This window comes from Paenibacillus sp. F4 (assembly GCF_002894905.1).
In the GTDB taxonomy this organism is placed as follows: domain Bacteria; phylum Bacillota; class Bacilli; order Paenibacillales; family Paenibacillaceae; genus Paenibacillus; species Paenibacillus polymyxa_B.
Genome location: NZ_POVS01000020.1, coordinates 72,588 through 89,431 on the forward strand (window position 1 = coordinate 72,588; position 16,844 = coordinate 89,431).

The following is a 16,844-nucleotide window of genomic DNA, read 5'->3' on the forward strand; positions in this document are numbered from 1 at the left end:
CATATAAGAAACAAACCAGGCCCACGAGTTTCTCGAGGGCTTGATTTGCTTAGGAGGAATCGTCCAGTTGATCTACCAGAATTTGCGCCAATTTATTGAAGCGCTGCGTAAAGAAAATCATCTTAAAATTATAGAGGCACCTGTCGATCCTTACTTGGAGCTGGCTGAGATTCATCGAAGAGTCATTGAGGAAGAAGGGCCGGCACTTCTGTTCACGAATGTAAAAGGAACCCCGTTTCCTGTAGCCAGTAATCTGTTTGGCACGAATCGCCGTGTGGACATGGCTTTTGGCCCGCGACCAGAGCAGCTGATGGACGCGATTGTCGGAGCCACCAAAACATTGTTTCCACCTACACCCAAAGCATTGTGGAATGAACGTGGCCTGATTAAGGACATGCTAAAAGTAGGGCTAAAAACAGTATCTCATAGCGAGGCCCCGGTATTGGGAGTTCGCCGTACAGAGGCTCCGCTGGCACCACTGCCTAAAGTGACCAGTTGGCATGAAGATGGAGGGCCGTTTATTACGCTTCCACTCGTGTATACCGAGAAGCCAGGTCAGCCCAAGGATCATAATCTGGGGATGTACCGCATTCAGATTTATGATGATCAGACGACGGGCATTCACTGGCAAATTCATAAAGGCGGCGGTTTCCATTATCATGAAGCGGAGCTGCGTAATGAGCCATTGCCTACGACGATTATCATTGGTGGCCCGCCTGCCCTGATTGCGTCTGCCATTGCTCCAGCACCGGAAAACTTGCCTGAGCTGTTGCTGGCTTCGCTTATTATGGGAGGCAAGCTGCCCATGACAGAAGACCCGCTTGGGGGTCACCGGATTCCAGCGGAAGCAGAATTTGCAATCAGCGGTTATGTGCCGCCTCATGAACGCCGTCCGGAAGGCCCGTTTGGCGATCATTTTGGATATTATTCATTACAGCATGATTTCCCTGTATTTCATGTCAAACATATGCATCACCGCAAGGATGCCATTTATCCGGCAACCATTGTAGGAAAGCCTCGGCAAGAAGACTACTATCTCGGTGAGTTTTTGCAACGTCTGCTGTCGCCTGCTTATCCGCTTGTGATGCCTTCCGTCAAGTCCCTGTGGGCGTATGCGGAAACGGGCGTACATGCGCTGGCAGCGGCAGTCGTACGTGAAAGCTACTCCCGTGAAGCGCTTGTATCCGGTTTTACTATTTTGGGTCAAGGTCAATTATCGTTGACCAAGTTCCTGATGCTGACGGATCGAGTCATTGATTTATCGGACTTTAACCTGCTGCTTGAAACCATTCTGGAGCGATTTAATCCAGCAAGGGATTTATTTATTTTCAATCACACGTCACACGATACACTCGATTACACAGGCCGCAAGCTGAATCATGGTAGTAAGGCGATTCTGATGGGGATAGGTGAGCCTGTACGTGAATTGCCTCGTGCTTATGAGGGAGGCGATCTGCCGGGAATTCGTGAAATTAAGCCCTATTGCGGAGGTTGCCTCGTCGTATCGGGTGCGTCCTTTGAGCAGGAGCCTGAGCTGGCGGCACGTGTTTTGGAGCGATTAGCTGCAGGTGAGCAAGAGTGGCCGCTCGTCTTCATTGTGGACGATGCCAAAGAAGTTGTTCGCTCTCAAGCCTCGTTCCTGTGGACGGTATTCACACGCTTTAACCCGGCTACGGATATGTACGCGGACAGCGAAGTGCGTTTGCATCATCTGAACTATAAGCTGCCAATTGTAGTGGATGCGCGTATGAAGCCAGGCTATCCGGATGAGGTATTACCGCGTGAGGATATTGTTAAGCTTGTAGATCAACGATGGACGAGTTATTTCGCTTGACGCCCTAATTAAACCTACAGCCGGATTTTACATTTATAGGAGGCGTTAGCATGATACGCAAGCTACTGGGTGAGCCGCCACGTGTAAACAAGGGCATCCTGTTAGATGCCATGAATAGCATGTCAGATATGTTGAACCTGCTGGAGCGGCAAATTCAGGCTGGTGGAGATCCGACCCACGATTTTCGGAAGGCGGATATTTTGACACGTGGTCTAATGTCATCTCTAGATGAACTGGAGCAGAGCCATCATGCTGCCGCCTTTTTCCGTATGAAAGTGAAAGCCGGATATGCTGAAGATATGAGCGAGGATGAAAAATCCGACTATGCATTGTATGTTTTCTTTTATAAAGATGGTTTTGTGAGGGTATTTTCCATTTTAGATAAGCTGGGCAACTGGCTAAATGATGTTTGTGATTTAAAAACAGGGCAGTATAAGGCGCATTATTCGTATTTTACCGTGTTGCGGCAGCTCAAGTATCTCAAAATGCATCCTGTATTGACCGATAATTTAATTGATATCAAGGACACATACAATGATGCCATCAATCGGCTGCGTAAGCGGCGTAATACGGAGGTACACTATATGAATACGGAAATGCAGGATGATCTCTGGCAACGACACCGAGCTTTGTACGGAAAAATCCAACTGGAGGACCTCGATCACCATTTGGAAGATTTGCAGCAGGGCTTGGAAATGGTGTGTCGTTCGCTGTCAAACGCCTTTACTTATACTGCGAAACAATGGAAGAACCGGGCAGTACGTCCAAAAATATGATAGAAAATATCCTTTGACAAAGCTATGTAAACTATCTATACTGAAACCTAGTTTCAGAAAAATGCTTGAATTATGTTTTTTTATATAAACTTAACGGACAGCTAAAGCTGGAGTTTAACATATTTTTCTTATCCAGAGAGGTGGAGGGACTGGCCCGATGAAGCCCGGCAACCCGTTCTTTCCCGGTGTAATACACTGGGAGGGAACATGATGGTGCTAATTCCTACAAAACCGCTAGAGTTATAGCGATTTTGGCAGATGAGAAAAGGTTCGCAAGGTGGGGCCCTTTTCATTCTGTGAAAGGGGCTCTTTTTTGTATAAATAAATAGCGATTTTATACAATCCTAGAGATGACAACTGGTTAAAAGGGTAAGGAAGAAGTGAAGGAGGTCGCAGCACGTTGATAGAGCTTAAGCAGTTAACCAAGCATTATGGCAAAGGCAACCGACGCGTTAATGCGCTGTCTGGGTTGAATCTTTCTATAAAGCGTGGAGAAATATTCGGAGTGATTGGTCACTCCGGGGCGGGGAAAAGTACGTTGATCCGCTGTATTAATTTATTGGAACGCCCTACTTCAGGTGAAGTATGGGTAGACGGGGTAAACCTCACCACTGTGAGTCAATCCCAATTACAAATGCAGCGCCGAAAAATCGGAATGATTTTTCAGCATTTTAATTTGTTGTCCTCGGCGACGGTGTATGACAATATTGCATTTCCATTGCGGCTGGTAAACACGCCCAAGCAGAAGCTGGACAAGAAGGTTCGTGAACTGCTGGAATTGGTGGGTCTTGAAGAACACAGTGGAAAATATCCGTCACAGCTCTCAGGTGGACAGAAGCAACGGGTAGGAATTGCACGGGCGCTGGCTAGTGATCCTCATGTATTGCTATGTGACGAAGCGACTTCAGCGCTTGATCCGCAGACGACGGGGTCTATCCTGAAATTGCTGTTGGATATTAATCAGCGCTTTAATTTAACCATCGTGCTGATTACACATGAAATGCATGTCATTCAAAGCATTTGTGATCGAGTTGGTGTCATTCATCAGGGCGACATCGTGGAGCAAGGCCCAGTGGCGGAAGTATTTTTGAAGCCACAGCACCAGGTAACCAAGGACTTTATCCAACGGGAGTCAGAACATCCCGAGGAGTTGCAAGCAGCGATTGCGGCAGCAGGTGGCGGCGAGTCGGCGCAGGTAGTACGTATCTCCTTCTTGGGCAGTAAAACATATGATGCGATTCTGTCGCGTACGGCTCGAAGCACTGGTGTTGATTTTGCGATCTTGCAGGGAACCATATCTACGATTAAAAATGTACCATATGGACAGCTGATCGTTCGTTTTGAAGGAAACCATGAAGATATAGAGCATACGCTGCGCGAAGTGTCTGGGCAAGGACTTGATGTGGAGGTGATCGGACAATGAGCGAACTTGATTTTTCACAAGTGAGTTGGGAAGAGCTAGGGAATTCTACGCTGGAAACCCTTCAGATGCTCGGGGCATCCGCATTGTTCACCCTCATTATTGGTTTGCCGCTCGGCATATTATTGTTTCTGGCGAGCCGCTCCTCGTTAACTCTGATGAAGGTGATATACATTGTATTATCATTCATCGTTAACATTTTACGTTCCGTACCATTTATCATTTTGATCGTTGCACTTATTCCTTTTACACGATCGCTGGTAGGTACCTCGACCGGGGTGCTGGGAACCATCCCACCATTGGTTATCGGGGCTGCCCCATTCTTCGCACGTCTTGTCGAAACGTCTCTGCGTGAAGTGGACAAGGGCGTCATTGAAGCCGCACAAGCGATGGGTGCCTCGACAGGACAAATTATCCGGCGTGTGCTGTTACGTGAGGCACTTCCGGGTCTGCTCGCCGCATTAACCATTACCGTCGTTACACTCGTATCCTACACGGCAATGTCCGGGATGATCGGGGGCGGTGGACTAGGTACACTGGCTATCAACTACGGCTATTATCGTTATGAAACGGCTGTAATGATCGTTGCGGTCGTGCTGATGGTCGTATTGGTACAATTGCTGCAAATGGCGGGAGATCGCCTCGTGCGGCATTATACTCGAAAATAGGGAAAACATATAGATATCCTTATTGATCAGGACGTCTGCTCCTGAATATTACAAATTATTGGAGGGGTAATAACATGAAGAAATGGGTATTGGCTGTATTAAGCTTGACATTAATTGCGGTGCTGGCTGCTTGCGGTACAAAGAGCACAACATCGGATACAAACAATGCGAACGAAAATACAGGCGGATCACCACGTGAAGTGGAGCTGAAAGTTGGAGCTTCTCCTGTGCCACATGCGGAAATTTTGGAAGCAATCAAGCCTCAGTTGGAAAAAGAAGGGGTTCGCCTACAAGTCGTTCAGTTTAACGACTATGTACAACCGAACGTTCAATTATTTGACAAGCAGCTGGATGCTAACTTCTATCAACATGTACCTTACTTGGATGTGATGAACAAAGAGCGCAAAATGGATTTGGTTTCTGTGGGCGCGGTTCACCTGGAGCCTTTCGGCATCTACTCCCAAAAATATAAAAAGCTTGATGAACTCCCAGATGGCGCAACTGTAGCCATTCCGAACGATGCGACAAACGGAGGCCGTGCTTTGCTGTTGTTGGAGAAACAAGGTCTGATCAAGCTGAAAGACGCAAGCAACATTGAAGCTACCGTAAAAGATATTACTGAAAATAAGAAAAACCTGAAATTCAAGGAGCTGGAAGCGGCTATGCTGCCACGTCAGTTGCCTGAAGTGGATATTGCGTTGATCAACACGAACTACGCTTTGGAAGCGAAGCTGAACCCTACGAAGGATGCACTGGCACTGGAAGACAAGGATTCTCCATATGCTAACATTCTGGTAGCACGTCCTGATAATAAAGATTCCGAAGCGATTCAGAAGTTGCTTAAAGCTTTGCAATCTCCAGAAACTAAAAAATTCATCGAAGATAAATACCAAGGCGCGATTATCCCGGCATTTTAAGCAGGGATGAGAACGTATTGCACGCACCCCCCAGATTCTCTTGAACAAGAGGACTGGGGGTTTCTTTTTGAATGGAGTTGTAGGGGAAGCTTAAATATTTTATACTTGGGGGTGACCGATCTCTGTGAACAGGAGGAAAATTGTTGAGAGATAAAGTCGCATTCATAACGGGCAGTGCCAAAGGTTTAGGTAAAACGACCGCTCTGCGTCTGGCGGATGAAGGCTGTAATATTGCGCTGAATTATGTGCATAGCCAAGCAGAAGCTGAAGCGCTTAAGCGGGTGATTGAGTCTAAGGGAGTACGCTGCTTGTCTTTACAAGGGGATATTTCTGTTCAGGAAGATATTACGAGGCTGATTGGTGAAGTACAGGATCGGCTAGGCGGAGTCGATATTATGGTGAACAATGCCGGACCGTTCATCCGGGAACGCCGTCTGTTTGCGGATTACAGTGTGGCTGAGATTCATGCCATGATACAAGGGAATCTGGTCGGTACCATGTTGCTGGATCATTTGGTATTGCCTCACATGCGTAGCCAGCAATGGGGACGTATTATTCATTTTGGCTTTGGTCATGCTGGAGAAGCGAGGGCTTGGCCGCATCGCGCCGTCTACGCAGCCGCCAAGGTGGGGCTGGTGTCTTTTACGAAGTCATTGGCTGTGGAGGAAGCTCCTTATGGCATTACGGTCAATATGATCTGTCCAGGGGATATTCGAGGAGCAAATAAGGAAATGTCAATCGCCGATGTCATCGGCATGCAGGATAAAGAGACACCGCGTGGACGTCCGGGGAGCGGAGAGGACATTGCGCGAGTGATCGCCTATTTGTGTGAGGAGCATTCGGATTTTATAACAGGTAATATTATGGATGTATCGGGAGGATTGGACCCCATTCGGCCAACCATATAAGCTTGAGTGATCCCTCAGACGCTGTAACACAAAAAAGAGTCTTGAGCTTCGTTACCGAAGTCAAGACTCTCATGATCATTATGCATCAAGCATTAGAATACTTGTACCACTTCTTGGACGCCGTCGACTTCTTCGAGAAGAGCACGTTCAATCCCTGCTTTCAGCGTGATTGTGGAACTTGGGCAACTGCCGCAAGCGCCTACCAGCTTCAGCTTAACGATGCCGTCTTCAACGTCAACCAGCTCAACGTCGCCACCATCGCGTTGCAGGAACGGACGGAGCTTATCCAGTACATCAGCTACTTCATCATACATTTGAACGCTTTGTGTTTCGCTCATTAGAATTCAACTCCTTTCCTATACCTTTATTATTATATTACAAAGCGGGCCAAATTAAAATGCCCGTCATCCAAAGCAGGTGAAAAAATGTTAAGACCTATTATTGAGTTTTGCACCAGTAATATGCATTGGGGTACCGATGAGATCATGTCCAAGCTGGAACAGAATCCAGATTATGATGTGATTGAATACGGCTGCCTAAGCAATTGCGGTCAGTGCAACGCCGAACCCTATGCGATGGTCAACGGCGAGATTGTATCCGCAGATTCAGCAGAGCTTCTGTACGAAGTGATTATGAACAAAATTAAGGAAGCTGAAGCATGGGATAACCTAGATTTGGATTGAAAGGCTCTGTTAGACAGCTCCTTTTTGTAGAGAATATACATGATGCAAACACTCAAGAAACAAAGAAGACCTGCTCTGAGAGCGGGTCTTCTTTGTTTGTTTAGCATACGTTTATCCAAAATGGCGTTTGGACTTCCAGAGCACACCGCTTTTAAGCAGGCGTGGTACTCGTCCGCGCAATGAGGTACTGCCCATAAAGCCATAGCCGAACCCGGCCTTCTTGCCAAGTGCGCCTAATGTACCGCGCAGCTTTAAAGGATGCGGGTGAGGCGTTTGGCCCTTCCACAGGTCGCGTACAATGTGTGCGATTTGCTCCCCTTGCACTTCTGCCGCTTGAGCGCTTGGAGAGTAGGGAAGGCTCGCACAGTCTCCGACCACATACACCTCAGGATGGTCCGGTATTTGATAATATTCGTTGAGCACGATGCGGCCCTGAGGGTCTTTAGGGACGGCTAAATCCTGCACAATTTTTACTGGCTGAATCCCCGCTGTCCATACCACTGCATCCGTTACAATTTGCTCGTCACGGTTATAAATAGCCCCCGGCTCAATACGGGAAACCGCAACATGGTTCAGGGCATTAACCTGATGCTCCTTGAACCAAGCATGTACATAGGCAGACAAACGTTGCGGGAATGCCGACAGCACCCGCTCGCCCCGATCCATAATGGTAATATTCAAATCCGTACGGCTTTCACGTAACTCCGCAGCAATCTCAACACCGCTAAGACCGCCGCCTACAATATGGACATGTCCATATGGCTTGATTTCGTTCAAGCGCAGATAGGTTTGGCGGGTATGGTTAAACGACTGGATCGTACAGCTGTGTTCTTCAGCCCCTGGTGTATTGTGAAAGCGGTCGGTACAACCCAAAGCAATGACAAGTTGGTCATAGGGCAAGGGCTCACCTTCTTGAAAATGGACCATTTTATTCTCCAGATCCATCGAGGTGACCTCTCCATATTTGCGAATAAGACGTTGTTCATCTGGAAAATGCACCCGCAAATCAAAATCAGATACCGTACCTGCCGCGAGGGCATAGTATTCTGTTTTTAACCCCTGAAAGGGCATTCGATCCACTAAAATAACTTGAACATCGTCGGGAATGTGTTTATCCAGCAATTCTTTGGCAATGGTAAGGCCGCCATAGCCTCCCCCCAGAATAACGAAATTTTTCATCAAAATCCGCCTTCCTTTCGCTACCGTGTCCCCGGCAAATGGTCTGGTGTCTCGTTGATCTAACACAAGTTTTTGTTGTTATAAAACCCGAGAATCGGGCCTGCCTTTGGCAGGCAGACCAGCGTATTCCGGGGCAGCATGATGCTGCATGGTGTGAGTAATGGGGATGAAATGCTCGCGGGAAATCTGAATTCGATATTACATTTATTCGAAAACTTCGATTTCGTTATAGAAGGTGTCCCGTTCTACAGGTATGCGTCCGGCACCTTTGACCAGCCAGATCAGCTCTTTACGGGTCAATCCGGCAGGGGTTAATGCACCTGCGGCATGGCTGATCTGCTCGCGTACAATCGTGCCATGAACGTCTGATGCGCCAAAGGTGAGAGCGACCTGCGTCAATTGTGGACCAATATTAATGAAGTAAGCTTTGACATGGTCGATATTGTCCAGCATCAGGCGGCTGATCGCAATGGTTTTGAGATCCTCGTAAGCGGAGTTACGGCGCATGATGTTGGCGTTTTTGCTTTTCGGCTGCATGGACAGTGGAATAAATACCATAAATCCGTTCGTTTCGTCCTGCAATTCACGAATTTGCAGCATATGTTCAATACGATCCTGATACGATTCGACCGAACCGTACAGCATGGTCGTATGAGTTTTCATGCCGAGATTGTGGGCCGTGCGATGTACTTCGAGATAGCGGTCCACGTTGGCTTTCGTAACACGCATCTTCTTCCGATATTCGTCGGACAAGATTTCTGCGCCACCACCGGTCAGGGATTGAAGTCCAGCCTTTTGCAGCTCCTGAAGCACTTCTTTAATACTCAAGCCGCTTATGCGTGTGAAAAAGTCAATTTCCGCTGCTGTGTAAGCTTTCAGTGTAACGTGGGGATATTTTTCATTCAGAGCCTTCAATGAGTCTACATAGTATTGGAAAGGCACATGATTATTATGACCACCGACGATATGGAATTCTCTTACTCCCGGATGGATGTGTTGCTCTACATAATCAATCATTTCCTGCCCGGACAACGTATAAGAGCCGTCCTCCCCCTGATCCTTGCGGAAATTGCAGAACGCGCAGCGCGCTTCGCATACATTGGTGAAGTACAGGCTCATGTTTTCGATAAAATAAACCTTTTTTCCGTTCTTGCGTAAATTAGCTTCGTTAGCTAACTGACCCAGTGTGAGGATATCGTCAGTTTCATACAAATATATACCGTCTTCAAGGTTTAAACGAATACCGTTCTGTACCTTTTCTACAATTTCCGCCATTCTGCGGTCTGTAAAAGGTGTAACTAATGTGGACATGCCTATTCCTCCTTCAAGTTGCTCTGTGCGAGGCTGTCCGCCAAATCAGCGGCACAAGCGCTAAGGGCGCACAGGATGTCCCGTTCCGTCGGTAAGAATCCGGCAGCGCGGATATACGATATGTGAAAAATATTACAATGCCAGGCTACAATGATGAATATCTCAAAATATCGCCTTTGAAATGACAAATTTCCGACAGTTTCTTTTACACACTCTTCACCTATTATAAACCTCACACCACTGGTGTTCAATACAAACGAATAGAAAAACAGGTCTTTAAGCCTGTAAGGGAAGGACATTCCATGACTTGAGCACCTGCAAATAGTGGAGTATACTGAAGGGGAACATGAAGTAAAAGAGGAGGATGGAGCTATGATTAACATCACCGATTCCGCTGCTGAGCGTTTGAAAGATATGCTGGAGCAGCAGGAAACGCCGAATATGTTTTTACGTCTGGGTGTTACACCGGGCGGTTGCACCGGATTTTCGTATGCAATGGGCTTTGACGACAACGAGACGGATCAGGATATATATATGAACGTACAGGATATGAAGATTGTAGTAGAAAAGGAAAGCATCCGCTACCTGGACGGTCTGGAAATCGACTTTGAAGAGTCTGGAATGTCAGGCGGCTTCACGATTCATAACCCGAATGCCGTAGCTACATGCGGCTGTGGTTCAAGCTTCCGTACGGCTACGGATGCCGGGAAACCGAACGAAGAGCCTTGTTAATTAAGGTTTTTCGAGTAGTGGTCTGAATTATAGAAGCCTAAATGTCAGGATGGTTCCCTAAAACATGTGTTTAGGTTGCGGATAACGGCCTTTGTAACGGGATTTTACTCGTTGCGGAGGTCGTTTTTGTGTTGTTTCTTCTGTCTAATATCATCATTTGCTTTTGAAATGCCGATATAACATGGAGTTTGGAGAATTATTTCTACATAAATTTTACCTAAAGGAAGTGGAAAGAGATGTTAAAAAAGAAATGGCTTATCACCCCGTTGGTTGCGGTGGTACTGTTTTTCAGTCAATCCGCATTCGCGGCAAATACGTTTCCTGATGTGGACGGGACAAAATATGAATGGGCTGCCGAATCCATTCGTTCGATGGTCGACAAAGGCGTTGTCAAGGGCTATGCGGATGGGACCTTCAAGCCAAGCAAAACCATAACGAAAGCGGAATTTGTAAATATGTTTCACAAGCTTTTTCCAGAGATCAATCATTCGTCTGGAAAAGCTTCAGAATTTGTTGATGCGCGTAAGCACTGGGCGAATAAAGATTTTGCAGCATTATTCAATGGGGATTATGTTTGGGGCTTCACTGAAAGAGTAGGAGGCAAATATCCAAACTATCAATTCTATATCAATCCCGACAAACCGCTGACCCGCTGGGATGTTATGATGATTGCTTCCGTTCGGACGGATTATACGAATCAGACTCTTCATCCTGAGATCAAGGAAGTAATCTCTGCAGCTGCGCAGTATAAGGATATAAAAATTCGTCAGGCGAATTACAATGACAATTACTCGTTCAGCTATCCAGTAATATACATCGACACGACTCAAGAGGAGCCCTTTTATGAAGATTCCCAAACTCAAAAGGCAGAAGCATTCTACACCCTGACTAATATGGGCGTCCTTACCGCCAATGATGGATACCTTCACCCCAAAGCGCTAGTCACACGGGCTGAAGCGGTTACCATTTTACAGCGTTTGTACGAAGCCACAAAGCAATCGAAGTGATGATCAGACGAAAGCAAGAAAAGATCCAACTATAAATGAAGGCCTCTATAGCGGTATAGTCGCGTACTATATTGCTAAGGAGGCCTTTTTGAATGTGTTTAATGATCATTATCACTACGTGTGGATTGGACAAATTTACTCAGGGCATTAAAAAAGGCAAATACAACTGTAAAAAGTAAGAGTGCTACGGGTTTAATTTCAATCTCAGAAAAAACACTATATAGAACTAAACATGCAAAAAAGAGTACTGAGGTATTTATGTTTTGTTTTGTGTACATCGATTTTATAAAGTGCATTGTATCACTCTCCATTTTATTATAAGTGATTACTCTGGCATGACTTATAAAGCAATGGAGCAACTAATCAAAAGATCGAATATATAAATGGAACTTAAAAGTTACTTTAGTGCCACTCCGCAGACGGATGGTGCTTCCCATCGCCCCCGCCCCCGGATTTCTTGAATAAAGATTGTGTTAGGGTAGAAATCCGGGGACAAAAGCGACCGCTTCGCTTGTACAGCACCATTCCGTCTTCTCCGTTTTTCATGTACATTTCTTACTATATAGCAAAAAATTGAACTAATTGATCGGTTCCTTATGCAGCGGGTAGATAACAATAGGAAAATATAGTTAATAAAAAAGGAAGAGCGCTATCCTCTTCAAAAAGGCTAGCGCTCTTTTTCTGTATCTAATGGTTGCTCCTCTATAAACTCTACAACCTCTTCAATTCTACAGTCTAATTCCTCACAAATGCGTGCAATGACACTCATAGCTACAAATTCCCCATTAGACATTTTCGCCAAAGTGGATGGTGATATTCCTAATTGAGTGCGAAGGTAAGTTCGTGTTTTATCTCGTTTAATTAGAGTGATTTCCATTGGTTTATAACTTGGTTTCAATCCCATGAGTAATCCCCCTCAACTTATTATATGTACTTAAATCTTAGAGAAGTCAAACCTAAATTACAATAATGCGTACATTTTATTCGATAAGTGTTGAAAATGTACATGTGAAAGTGTATTATATGTATAAGAAGTCGTACATTAAATACATATATACATAATTTTTGTTCTTTATTTGACAAAAAAATTAATCAATCCAGAAGGAGAGAAATTATTTATGAGCGAATCTGTTGAATTGAAAAGAGTTGCCATGGTATATGGACCTGATGATAATCCTCATATGTATGAGATATTTGAGGGAGTTCTGTATGATCGTAGCTATTTCTTTTATCTTGAACATGGGATACTGTGTCTGCGACATGTACGAAAGGTAGATCAACCGGATCATCCACATCTTTATGTGGATGGGGAAAGTGGGGGCCTCCAACTAGCGAACAATGTACAGCGTGAGATTATGGAAGTCGTTACAGAAATGATCGAGCGTTTGCGTAGTAAGGATGGATTGGCATTTTTACTGGATGAACTGCTATGGCTACAAGGTCGAAGTCATATTGAGCTTAACCTCGTGAAAAATAAAGGATGATATATTTCTGTTGAAAACCAACAGCCTGTAACTACATTATGCTTCTATTGAGAAGGAATCTGTTAATATGGTTGCTGTGTTCAGTGAAGCTCTTTATCAATCATTTCATTTTTCCATCAACATGATTTGTAACCTTCCCCCACGGAGTTGGCACTTAAGAATAAGAACACGAAAGAAAAGAGGCTAGGAACGTATGAGGGAGTGGGTTGAAAAGGCGCGGCTAGGGGATGCGGAAGCGTTCGGACAGCTGATGCTGCATTTTCGCGGGATGGCCTATGCGGTGTCCTATGACATGCTGAAGGATGTTCATCTTGCGGAAGATGCCGTGCAGGATGCGTTCATAGAGGCTTATCAGAATCTGGAGAAGCTACAGAACCCGTCCGCTTTTCCAGGCTGGTTCAAGACCATTGTCGTAAGACAGTGCCAGCGGATGCTGCGGCGCAAGCATCATTCGATGCTTCCTCTGGATGAGGCTGTGCAGGTTTCCGGAGGAGTACCGGGTGTAGCAGAAATTGCGGAGCGTAGGGAGGAGAGCCAAGTTCTGCAACAATCGGTGAAGGCACTGTCTGCCAAGCTGCGCGTGCCTCTGCGATTGTTTTATTTTTACGGCTACTCTCTTCAGGAAATTTCTGATTATCTGGGCACTCCGGTCCCGACGCTTAAGAAGCGGCTGCACGATGCCCGCCGAAAGTTGAAAGGTACACTCCCGGTAGCCGACCTCGTTTCCGTGTTCAATCATTTGTATGAAGGAGGGCAAAACATGCTACATATTGTTAACGGTGATGTTGTAGGTGACATGTTGAAGCAGGGTGTTGTACAAGGTGACGTGCTTGTATGGAGAGAGGTATATCCGGCAGGACCGATATTTACAAATCCAGCGGGGGCTGAAGAACGGGTACTGCGGGCCCGGGTCCTGGAGGAAACGATGGGTATTCCGGCCAGCGAATATATTACGGGGTGTGAGGAACAAGAGCAGAAACTTCGTGAGTTTATTAAGTATGATGAAGTCGTGTTGTGGTTTGAGCATGACCTGTTTGATCAGAGCATGCTCGCCTATCTGCTCCACTGGTTCAAGAGACAGAAACTGGGCCGCACGAAGCTGAGCCTGCTCTGTATTGGGGAGTTTCCGGGAATCGAACGGTTTCATGGTCTGGGACAGCTCACTCCGGCACAGCTTCAGACATTATCCGGGACCTGGCGAACTATTGAACGGAAAGAAATGGAGCTCGGAAGCGAGCTTTGGCAGGCGTACGCTTCTCCTGATCCTACTCAAATGGCTAATCTGCTGGAAGACAAGAAGGCAGAATTGGCAGCATCCGGCTTGCCATTTGCCTATGAAGCTTTCACAGCGCATCTCAAGCGGTTGCCCTCGGAGTGGAATGGTCTTGGCATTGTGGAACAGACCACGCTTCAGGCCGTTCATAATGGAGTGAATACGCCATTGGAATTGTTTCGTCAGGTAACTGACGTCCTGCATGTGCTCGGCATGGGTGATCTCGAATACTGGAAATTTATTCGTGCTTTGGCGCAAGGCGAACATCCTTTGCTGATCATTGACGGGGATGAGGCCGGCTTGGATTTCAGACAAATTCCGGATTTTCTGAACCGAAAGGTAATTCTGACAGAGTTGGGTAATGAGGTACTGAATGGATCAGTGGACCGCATTGCAGTTCAAGCGATCGACGAGTGGTTTGGGGGGCTACATCTCCATGGACATGAGGTTTCTTGGCGATGGGATGATTTGGCTGGTGGATTGGTCCGACATTGAAGAAAGTATAGAAGCAGATTGTTTAAAGTGCGAAAGAGTTTTCCGTTTATGGAAAACTCCTTTTTATTTTTTAAGTACACCATATTAAGACAAGAAAAGTATTTAGGAAACATTATACACCTGCCAAAATCTCGTTACCGATGCTTCTACTGCTTCACATCTGTAAATAACTCCTGCGCAGTACGCACAAATAACTGTACAGCAAGTGAAGCATTGTGCAGGGACGGTACAGCTATACCGATTTGGCGTGTGATCAGAGGTGAAGTCTCCTTGACGGTCAGATCATGGGGGAACGTGGACAAGGCGAGTGAAGAGACAATGCCCATACCCAGTCCTTGTCGAACCATGCTGACCAAGGTGCTGACATTATGAGTAATGAATTGTGCCTGCAACTGACTTTGCTCGCGTTCAAAACCTTCCATAATGGCGACCTCATGTCCACCTTTACAAAAGATCATATCCTGCTGATTCAAGTCTCGAATGGCGATTTTATTGTGCGATTGCAAAGGGTGACCGTCTGGCAGGAGAATAACCATGTCATCCTGACATAAAGGGATGACATCTACCTGAGGGTCTGGCAACAGGATGATACCCGCCTCGATTTCTCTGGTATGCACCCACTCCTTGACTTCATTCGTGGAGCCTTCATGTAGATCGAAAACAAGGTTCGGATAATGCTGACGAATATGATGAATAATCGGGGGCAGAAAATAGGCTGAGGCAGAAGGAAAGGCCCCGATCGTGATCGTGCCAACGTCTAGACCTTTTTCAGCAGCCACCTGCTGCTGTACCTTTTCCATGCTTTGCAGCATCATGCGGAATTGCAGCAGTACCTTGTGCCCGATATCGGTCAGCAGCACTCCTTTTTTTCGGTCGCGCAGCAATAGCTGAACATCCAGCTCGTTTTCGATGCTTGCGATGGCATGGCTGACCGCGGGCTGCGTCATATGCAGCTCATGGGCAGTTTGGGTGAAGTTTAGCGTTTCAGCTACACGAACGAAGATCATAATTTGAGTAATGGTCATAAGTGAAAAGTTATCTCCCTCATTGAAAACATTCATTTTATTTATTAGTGACCACAGTATACGCTAGTAAAGCAAAACTTTGCAAACGGCTATTCATATTTTAGTCGTAAGCAATGAACGATGAAAATCTAAGGGAGAGAAGACATCTATGAAAAAATTAACACCTAAAGCCACGCTGTGGCTTGTCTTGATATTAGTAATGGTATGGGGGATCAACTGGCCGTTGACCAAGCTGGCTTTGCCAGATACGCCGCCGATATTTTTTTCAGGAATCCGCACCCTGCTGGGTGGTGTGATTCTACTGTTGTTCGCTATGCGTCGCCGGGAAACCTTGCGCCTTAGACAGAATGGGTGGACTTATCTTGTGCTGGCCATATTTAATATTGCAGGCTACTATGGCTTGCAGACGGTAGGGCTGCGTTATTTGCCTGCTGGGTTATTTTCCACTTTAGTATTCCTTCAGCCTATCCTGTTGGGATTATTCTCCTGGATGTGGTTGGGGGAGCGCATGTTTCCCCTGAAGGTCATTGGACTGGTACTGGGTTTTGGCGGGGTGATCGTGATTAGCTCTGGTGGAATGGCAGGGCATTTATCGGTACTGGGCATTGCGTTGGGGCTAGCTTCAGGACTGTGCTGGGCGCTCGGAACGATTTATATGAAGAAAAAAAGCCAGCAGTTGGATTCCATTTGGGCGGTGACGATGCAGCTCATTTTTGGGGGGATCATACTCAATGGGATTGGATTTACGACCGAGAAATGGAGCGATATTCACTGGACGACCTCTTTTATCGCGATTTTATTGTTTATTTCGATATTTGTAATTGCAATGGGCTGGATGATTTATTTTAAACTGATCGACAACGGAGATGCAGGAACCGTCGGCTCATATACATTTATGATTCCGGTGCTGTCCACGGTCTTTAGTATGGTAATGCTCAATGAATCACTTACTTTGACGTTTGTTGTGGGGCTGGTGCTGATTGCAGGCAGTGTGTATCTGGTAAATATTAAAGAAAGAATAGAGTTATCCACCAAGGATCAGAACGGTGATACATTTGAGGATTAACGGGGGTGATGGATCAAGAAGAACTTCAATATCTTCTTTCATGCACGCATATTGGTAGTACCAATA

General features: G+C 46.1%; 17 protein-coding genes and 1 riboswitch. Of the genes, 12 read left to right on the forward strand and 5 right to left on the reverse strand.

What is annotated here, in order from left to right; all coding sequences use genetic code 11:
- The first annotated feature begins 67 nt into the window (after positions 1–67).
- From C1T21_RS23695 to C1T21_RS23720, 6 genes are all read left to right on the forward strand, one after another.
- Positions 68–1,834, forward strand: a complete 1,767-nt coding sequence (locus tag C1T21_RS23695) for a UbiD family decarboxylase (RefSeq protein ID WP_103049983.1) — start codon at positions 68–70, stop codon at positions 1,832–1,834.
- Positions 1,835–1,884: 50 nt separating this feature from the next.
- On the forward strand, positions 1,885–2,610 hold the full coding sequence (locus C1T21_RS23700) for a Cthe_2314 family HEPN domain-containing protein (protein ID WP_103049984.1): 726 nt from the start codon (positions 1,885–1,887) through the stop codon (positions 2,608–2,610).
- A 125-nt stretch (positions 2,611–2,735) separates the two neighbouring features.
- A riboswitch (SAM riboswitch) is annotated at positions 2,736–2,875 on the forward strand.
- 135 nt (positions 2,876–3,010) lie between these two features.
- The gene (locus C1T21_RS23705) at positions 3,011–4,033 is read left to right on the forward strand and encodes a methionine ABC transporter ATP-binding protein (RefSeq protein WP_013311840.1); all 1,023 of its coding nucleotides are present in this window, start codon (positions 3,011–3,013) and stop codon (positions 4,031–4,033) included.
- A complete protein-coding gene (locus C1T21_RS23710; protein WP_025723588.1) occupies positions 4,030–4,698 on the forward strand; it encodes a methionine ABC transporter permease in 669 nt (222 codons plus the stop codon). The genes C1T21_RS23705 and C1T21_RS23710 overlap by 4 nt, the downstream gene beginning before the upstream one ends.
- Before the next feature lie 74 nt (positions 4,699–4,772).
- Positions 4,773–5,615 carry a MetQ/NlpA family ABC transporter substrate-binding protein gene (locus C1T21_RS23715; protein WP_103049985.1) on the forward strand — a complete coding sequence of 281 codons (843 nt, stop codon included), beginning with the start codon at positions 4,773–4,775 and terminating at the stop codon, positions 5,613–5,615.
- A 143-nt stretch (positions 5,616–5,758) separates the two neighbouring features.
- Complete coding sequence (locus C1T21_RS23720) at positions 5,759–6,523, forward strand: SDR family oxidoreductase (RefSeq protein WP_025723586.1); 765 nt, start codon at positions 5,759–5,761, stop codon at positions 6,521–6,523.
- A 92-nt stretch (positions 6,524–6,615) separates the two neighbouring features.
- Here the strand turns inward: C1T21_RS23720 and C1T21_RS23725 are convergent, their stop codons facing one another.
- Complete coding sequence (locus tag C1T21_RS23725; RefSeq protein WP_013311836.1) at positions 6,616–6,861, reverse strand: NifU family protein; 246 nt, start codon at positions 6,859–6,861, stop codon at positions 6,616–6,618.
- A gap of 87 nt (positions 6,862–6,948) precedes the next feature.
- Between C1T21_RS23725 and C1T21_RS23730 the strand changes: the two genes are divergently transcribed.
- Positions 6,949–7,206: a YuzB family protein gene (locus tag C1T21_RS23730; RefSeq protein ID WP_023990179.1), complete on the forward strand. Its 258-nt coding sequence runs from the start codon at positions 6,949–6,951 to the stop codon at positions 7,204–7,206.
- A gap of 111 nt (positions 7,207–7,317) precedes the next feature.
- Here the strand turns inward: C1T21_RS23730 and C1T21_RS23735 are convergent, their stop codons facing one another.
- Together C1T21_RS23735 and mqnE are read right to left on the reverse strand one after the other, a co-directional pair.
- Positions 7,318–8,385, reverse strand: a complete 1,068-nt coding sequence (locus C1T21_RS23735; RefSeq protein ID WP_103049986.1) for an NAD(P)/FAD-dependent oxidoreductase — start codon at positions 8,383–8,385, stop codon at positions 7,318–7,320.
- Positions 8,386–8,589: 204 nt separating this feature from the next.
- Positions 8,590–9,696: an aminofutalosine synthase MqnE gene (mqnE, locus tag C1T21_RS23740; RefSeq protein ID WP_023990177.1), complete on the reverse strand. Its 1,107-nt coding sequence runs from the start codon at positions 9,694–9,696 to the stop codon at positions 8,590–8,592.
- 372 nt (positions 9,697–10,068) lie between these two features.
- On the opposite strand from mqnE, the gene C1T21_RS23750 reads away from it, so the two are divergent.
- The gene (locus C1T21_RS23750; RefSeq protein WP_013311832.1) at positions 10,069–10,428 is read left to right on the forward strand and encodes a HesB/IscA family protein; all 360 of its coding nucleotides are present in this window, start codon (positions 10,069–10,071) and stop codon (positions 10,426–10,428) included.
- Between the two features lie 236 nt (positions 10,429–10,664).
- Positions 10,665–11,435 carry an S-layer homology domain-containing protein gene (locus tag C1T21_RS23755; protein WP_103049987.1) on the forward strand — a complete coding sequence of 257 codons (771 nt, stop codon included), beginning with the start codon at positions 10,665–10,667 and terminating at the stop codon, positions 11,433–11,435.
- 667 nt (positions 11,436–12,102) lie between these two features.
- Here the strand turns inward: C1T21_RS23755 and C1T21_RS23760 are convergent.
- On the reverse strand, positions 12,103–12,339 hold the full coding sequence (locus tag C1T21_RS23760) for a helix-turn-helix domain-containing protein (protein ID WP_103049988.1): 237 nt from the start codon (positions 12,337–12,339) through the stop codon (positions 12,103–12,105).
- A gap of 214 nt (positions 12,340–12,553) precedes the next feature.
- Here C1T21_RS23760 and C1T21_RS23765 point away from each other — a divergent pair, with 214 nt between their 5' ends.
- Positions 12,554–12,919, forward strand: coding sequence for a hypothetical protein (locus C1T21_RS23765; protein WP_103049989.1), 366 nt, complete (start codon positions 12,554–12,556; stop codon positions 12,917–12,919).
- A 193-nt stretch (positions 12,920–13,112) separates the two neighbouring features.
- Positions 13,113–14,687 carry a sigma-70 family RNA polymerase sigma factor gene (locus C1T21_RS23770; protein ID WP_103049990.1) on the forward strand — a complete coding sequence of 525 codons (1,575 nt, stop codon included), beginning with the start codon at positions 13,113–13,115 and terminating at the stop codon, positions 14,685–14,687.
- Between the two features lie 146 nt (positions 14,688–14,833).
- Here the strand turns inward: C1T21_RS23770 and C1T21_RS23775 are convergent, their stop codons facing one another.
- A complete protein-coding gene (locus tag C1T21_RS23775) occupies positions 14,834–15,712 on the reverse strand; it encodes a LysR family transcriptional regulator (RefSeq protein WP_103049991.1) in 879 nt (292 codons plus the stop codon).
- A 148-nt stretch (positions 15,713–15,860) separates the two neighbouring features.
- On the opposite strand from C1T21_RS23775, the gene C1T21_RS23780 reads away from it, so the two are divergent.
- Positions 15,861–16,778, forward strand: a complete 918-nt coding sequence (locus tag C1T21_RS23780; RefSeq protein ID WP_103049992.1) for a DMT family transporter — start codon at positions 15,861–15,863, stop codon at positions 16,776–16,778.
- Positions 16,779–16,844: the final 66 nt, after the last annotated feature.